This is a genomic window from Branchiibius sp. NY16-3462-2 (assembly GCF_001594145.1).
Taxonomy (GTDB): domain Bacteria; phylum Actinomycetota; class Actinomycetes; order Actinomycetales; family Dermatophilaceae; genus Branchiibius.
The window spans coordinates 1-5134 of record NZ_LVCF01000018.1; the positions used below are offsets into that span (position 1 = coordinate 1).

General features: G+C 65.9%; 5 protein-coding genes and 1 tRNA gene. 2 read left to right on the forward strand and 4 right to left on the reverse strand.

Annotated elements, in window-relative coordinates; genetic code table 11:
- Positions 1 to 172 precede the first annotated feature (172 nt).
- On the reverse strand, positions 173 to 466 hold the full coding sequence (locus tag AZH51_RS05470) for a type II toxin-antitoxin system VapB family antitoxin (protein WP_291522166.1): 294 nt from the start codon (positions 464 to 466) through the stop codon (positions 173 to 175).
- A gap of 174 nt (positions 467 to 640) precedes the next feature.
- Between AZH51_RS05470 and AZH51_RS05475 the strand changes: the two genes are divergently transcribed.
- Positions 641 to 2188, forward strand: a complete 1548-nt coding sequence (locus AZH51_RS05475) for a helicase HerA-like domain-containing protein (RefSeq protein ID WP_291522174.1) — start codon at positions 641 to 643, stop codon at positions 2186 to 2188.
- A gap of 1 nt (position 2189) precedes the next feature.
- Here AZH51_RS05475 and AZH51_RS05480 read toward each other — a convergent pair whose 3' ends face one another.
- Complete coding sequence (locus tag AZH51_RS05480; protein WP_291522168.1) at positions 2190 to 2978, reverse strand: LytR C-terminal domain-containing protein; 789 nt, start codon at positions 2976 to 2978, stop codon at positions 2190 to 2192.
- Positions 2979 to 3095: 117 nt separating this feature from the next.
- Here AZH51_RS05480 and AZH51_RS05485 point away from each other — a divergent pair, with 117 nt between their 5' ends.
- Complete coding sequence (locus tag AZH51_RS05485; protein WP_291522170.1) at positions 3096 to 3716, forward strand: nucleoside/nucleotide kinase family protein; 621 nt, start codon at positions 3096 to 3098, stop codon at positions 3714 to 3716.
- Positions 3717 to 3740: 24 nt separating this feature from the next.
- On the opposite strand, the gene AZH51_RS05490 is transcribed toward AZH51_RS05485, so the two are convergent.
- Together AZH51_RS05490 and AZH51_RS05495 are read right to left on the reverse strand one after the other, a co-directional pair.
- Positions 3741 to 4514, reverse strand: a complete 774-nt coding sequence (locus tag AZH51_RS05490; protein WP_291522172.1) for an acetoin reductase — start codon at positions 4512 to 4514, stop codon at positions 3741 to 3743.
- A gap of 183 nt (positions 4515 to 4697) precedes the next feature.
- Positions 4698 to 4785 (reverse strand) — tRNA-Ser (locus AZH51_RS05495).
- Between the last annotated feature and the right edge of the window lie 349 nt (positions 4786 to 5134).

Consider the following 5134-nt stretch of genomic DNA (forward strand, 5'->3'; position numbering starts at 1 on the left):
GGCGGCTTGCTGCCCGGGGCGAGCCCGGTGACGTACGCCGCGGCGTACGTCACCGCCACACCCACCAGGACCAGGGCGCTCACGATGGCGATGAGGGTACGGCGCTCGCGGCGTCGCCGGGCGCGCTCCAGTCCGGTGATCGGTCGGTTGGCCGGCATCAACGGTCCCGGCGTCAGAGAACGAGCACTCGCGCGTGCAGCACGGGTCGTTGTTGGAGCGCGGCGCGCAGCGCCCGGTGCAGTCCGTCCTCGAGGTAGAGCTCACCGTTCCACTGCACGACGTGAGCGAAGATGTCGCCGTAGAACGTGGAGTCCTCCGACAACAGGGCACCCAGGTCGAGGGTTCGCTTGGTGGTGATCAACTCATCGAGACGGACCATGCGCGGAGTGATATCACGCCAGTCCCTCGGGGTCACGAGGTCGTGCGGAGGGTAGGGGCGGCCCTCCCCGACAGCCTTGAAGATCACTGCCAGATTGTACGAACCCAGCCCGGCGTTGTCCGAGGTGACACGCAGATCGGTCGCTAGTCTCGTGTGGTGACCAACGACTCAACGCCCGAAGCGACGCCTGAGGCGGCGGAGCCAGCCACCCAGCCGGAGCCGGCGGCCGCGCCGGAGACACCGCCGCAGGAGCCGCAGTGGATCGCCACGGTCGACGCCGGATACAAGACCGACGGCGCAGCCCTCGGGCTAGGGCCGGCGCTCTTCGACGGGACGATCTACCCCGAGGCCATCGTGCGGATCCCGTTGTCCACGTTGAACCGGCACGGTCTGGTCGCCGGTGCGACAGGAACCGGCAAGACCAAAACCCTCCAGGTGATGGCCGAGCAGTTGTCTCTACACGGCGTACCCACCTTCATTGCGGACATCAAAGGCGACGTCTCGGGTGTCGCCAGCCCCGGCGAGTCGAACGAGAAGATTCTGGCGCGCACGGCTGCCCTCGGGCAGAAGTGGACACCCACGGCGTACCCGACGGAGTTCTTCTCCCTCGGCGGTCAGGGCAAGGGGATTCCGATCCGGGCCACGGTCAGTGACTTCGGACCGACGCTGCTGTCAAAGGTGCTGGGGCTCAACGCAACTCAGGAATCCAGCCTCGGACTGATCTTCCACTTCGCGGACAGCAAGGGCTGGCTGCTGCTGGACATCAAGGACCTCACGGCGGTCATCCAGTACCTACTGTCGGATGAGGGCAAGGCAGAACTGAAGGGCCTCGGCGGTCTGTCGTCGGCGACGGCGGGGGTGATCCTGCGCAACCTGATCGCGTTCACCGACCAGGGCGCGGACGTGTTCTTCGGCGAACCGCAGTTCCAGACGGCCGATCTGCTGCGCCTGGCGCCGGACGGTCGTGGGCTGATCAACGTGCTGGAACTGCCGGCGGTCGGTGACAAGCCGGCGTTGTTCTCGACTTTCCTGATGTGGCTGCTGGCGGATCTGTTCCAGGAACTGCCGGAGGTGGGGGACCTGGACAAGCCGAAGCTCGTCTTCTTTTTCGACGAGGCGCATCTGCTCTTCAACGATGCGTCCAAGGCGTTCCTGGCCTCGATCGAGCAGACCGTGAAGCTGATCCGTTCCAAGGGCGTCGGCATCTTCTTCGTCACGCAGGTTCCAAAGGACGTTCCGGCAAATGTGTTGGCGCAGTTGGGAAGTCGCGTGCAACACGCAATGCGTGCGTTCACTCCGGACGATGCCAAAGCACTGAAGGCGACCGTCAGCACCTTCCCGCACAGTGACTACGACCTGTCGAAGCTGCTGACCGAGCTCGGCACCGGTGAAGCTGTGATCACGGTGCTGTCGGAGAAGGGTGCGCCGACCCCGGTCGCGTGGACCCGGATCATCGCTCCCCAGTCACTGATGGCGCCTTCACCGGACGCGACTGTGGATGCAGTCGTCTCGGCATCCCAGCTGGCACCCAAGTACCGCGACGCGGTCGACCGGGAATCGGCGTACGAGATCCTCTCGAGCCGGGCGGCAGCAGGCGCAACCGCAGATGGCGCTCAGACCGCGCCGGCCCAACCCGCAGCCACCGCCCAGCCCGCCCAACCCGCTTCGAAGAAGCAGCCGAAACCCGAGCCCTCGGCGCTGGATCAGGTGTTGAACTCGGCGCCGATGAAGTCGGCGATGCGCTCGGCGGGAACGGTGATCGGGCGCGAACTGTCGCGGACGATCTTCGGGACGTTGCTGCGGAAGTAACTCAGCAGGAGGAGTTGCTAGGGCTGGGCTTCGGCGTCGCCTGGGCGACCGGGACCAGGCCGTCCCACTTGTTACCCAGGGTCAGGTCGACGACGGTGCCCGACCGGTCGTCCTCCACCATCCGAGAACCCTTGATCTGTAGGGCAACTCGGCGGGCGTACGGCTCACCCTCCTTGCCGAAGAGCACAACCGCGGTGTCATTGGGCCAGAAGTGACCGGCAGGATCGTTGCCGGTGTTCAACACCTTGAAACCGCGGTCCGTGAACTGTTTGGCGACCTCGCTGGCCAGCCCTGTCACGGCGGTGGTGTTGTAAACGTTCAGCTGAACCCTGCTTGCAGCAGGAGGTGGCACCGGGATCAGCGCGAACTTGGACCCGAGCACCAGGTCGACCGACGGATCCACCCGGTCGTCCTGGACCAGCTGCGGGTTCTTGACCTGCTGGGCCAAGGTCAGCGCGACCTGCTGGCCGACGGAGCCGTAGATGATCATCGCGTAGGGCGCCGGGGTTGAGTCGCCGGTGTAGTTGCCTGCACTGAGCACCCGGAACTGGCGGGCCCGCAACTCGATGGCGACGTCCTGGGCGAGACCACCGGTGTCACTGGCGTTGAAGACGCGCACCGGGATGGTGTTGGCGGCGATCGCTGCCGTGGGTTTGGGCAGGGGCCTGCAGGAGTTCGTGGCGGTCGCCGACGCCTTGGGCGCATCCGAGGAACTACATGCCGTCACCACGGAGCATGCGAGCAGGGCGACAAGCACGGCCGACGCCGCCCCTGTGCCCTTCACCTGCATACCCGAGACCTCCGGGGCTCATCGTAGATAGGCCCACCTGTGAATCCGCGCTCCATCCGCATCGCGGAAGGAGGAACGTGACGCAGTCGTTACGGTTCACCGGCGTAGGTTCGGTGCGTGGACGCGCAACTCCTCTCAGCGGGCTCGGCGCTGGCCACGCGGGGTCGGGCGCTCCTGGGGATCACCGGGCCCCCGGGAGCGGGTAAGTCCACAATCGCCCAGTCCCTGGTCGCTGACCTGCAGCGCGCGCACGGACCTGGCTACGCGGCGTACGTTCCGATGGACGGGTTCCACCTCGGTGACCAGGCGTTGAGCGCGCTGGGTTTGCTCGACCGCAAGGGGGCGCCAGAGACGTTCGACGCCGATGGGTACGCCGCGGTGCTGGCCCGGGTGCGTACGGCGAGTGGCCCGGTTTACGTGCCGAGTTTCTCCCGGGTGCTCGAGCAGCCCATCGCGGCCGACCTGATCGTGCCGGGCTCAGCCCGGTTGGTCGTGACGGAGGGCAACTACCTGCTGCAGTGGCCGGCGGTGCGGGCGGTGCTGGACGAGGTGTGGTTCGTGCAGGTGGAGCCCTCCCTGCGGCGTGAGCGGTTGGTCGCGCGGCACGTGGCGTTCGGGAAAACGCCTGCCGCAGCGAGCGATTGGGTACGCCGAGTGGATGAGCCTAATGCGGACCTGATCTGCGCGTCGGCGCACCTGGCGGATCGCTTCATCGACGGTAACCTCGTCGGCAGCTGACCACTCGGCGTACCTTCTGATGGGTCAGACGAAGATCATCCCGCCATCCACCAGGATCGACTGACCGGTGATGTAGTCCGAGTCCGGGCCGGCGAGGAACGAGACCAGCTTGGCCACATCATCACCGGTTGATACCCGGCCGAGGGTGATCCCGGCGGCCATCGCCTTCATCGACTCGCCCTTTCCCATGTGGTTGATCTCCCCCAGGTCGTGGTCGATCTCCTCCCACATGGTGGTGTCGACGATGCCGGGGCAATAGGCGTTCACCGTGATCTTGTGCGGCGCCCACTCCTGGGCCGCGGCCTGGGTGAGGGCGCGCAACGCGAACTTCGACGAGCAGTAGACGCCAAGCAACGGGAAGCCCTTGTGCGCGGCGATGGACGCCGCGCCGATGATCTTGCCACCGGTGCCCTGATCGATCATCTGCCGTGCCGCTTCGGTGTAACACAGGAACGCGCCCCGAGAGTTGACCGCGAGGACCTTGTCGAACTCCTCCGGTGTGACGTCGAGCAGTGCTTTGGTCTGGGCGATGCCGGCGTTGGCAACCATCACATCGAGGGAACCCAACTGGGTCGCCGTGTCGGTGACCAGTGCGCGAACCGAGTCGTGGTCGGACACGTCGCCGGTGAGCGCAATAGCTCGCACCCCAGTGGATTCCAGCTTGGAACGGGTCTCTTCAAGTGCCTCAGCCATGGACGGCAGGTCGGATACGGCGACATCGTGGCCGTCTTCGGCGAGGCGGGTGGCGATGGCCTGACCGATACCGCGGGCGGCACCGGTCACGTGGGCGACAGTCATGACGAACTCCTCATTGAGTGACGTGGGGCTTGTCACGCTAGGAGCGTTGTCAGGGCGGCAACAGGGTTGCATGCGGTTGCACTGCGCACGTCGTGGTGCAGTTGGTGCCGCGAACAGGGCTTCGTGGGCTTCCGGCTGGCCCTCGTGGTGCAGTTTGTGCCGCAAAAGGGAGTTGCAGCACTTTGGCGGAGGATGGGGGATTCGAACCCCCGAGAGCTTTCACTCAACACGCTTTCCAAGCGTGCGCACTAGGCCACTATGCGAATCCTCCAGGCGACGCACGATGCTACCCGCCGGGGAGCGATGCGCCGAATTGAGGCGGCGAGCAAGCGCGAGCGGAGGTTGTCGCGAGCGCAGCGAGGGGCGGCCGGAGCGGAGTGCGCAGCGAGCGCCTCGGTGAGGATTGAGGCGGCGAGCAAGCGCGAGCGGAGGTTGTCGCGAGCGCAGCCACGCCGATTTTGGAGCTATCGACGTTCTGCAGGTGGAACTCGCTGGCAGTTTCACGCGGTCGTTGCAACACCGTCGGTTTCTGGTGGCGTTGAGAGTATCTGATGGAGAGCTTCGGCGGGTGTTGCCCATTCCAGGGTTTGGCGGGGTCGAGTGTTCAGCAGGTCAGCGAC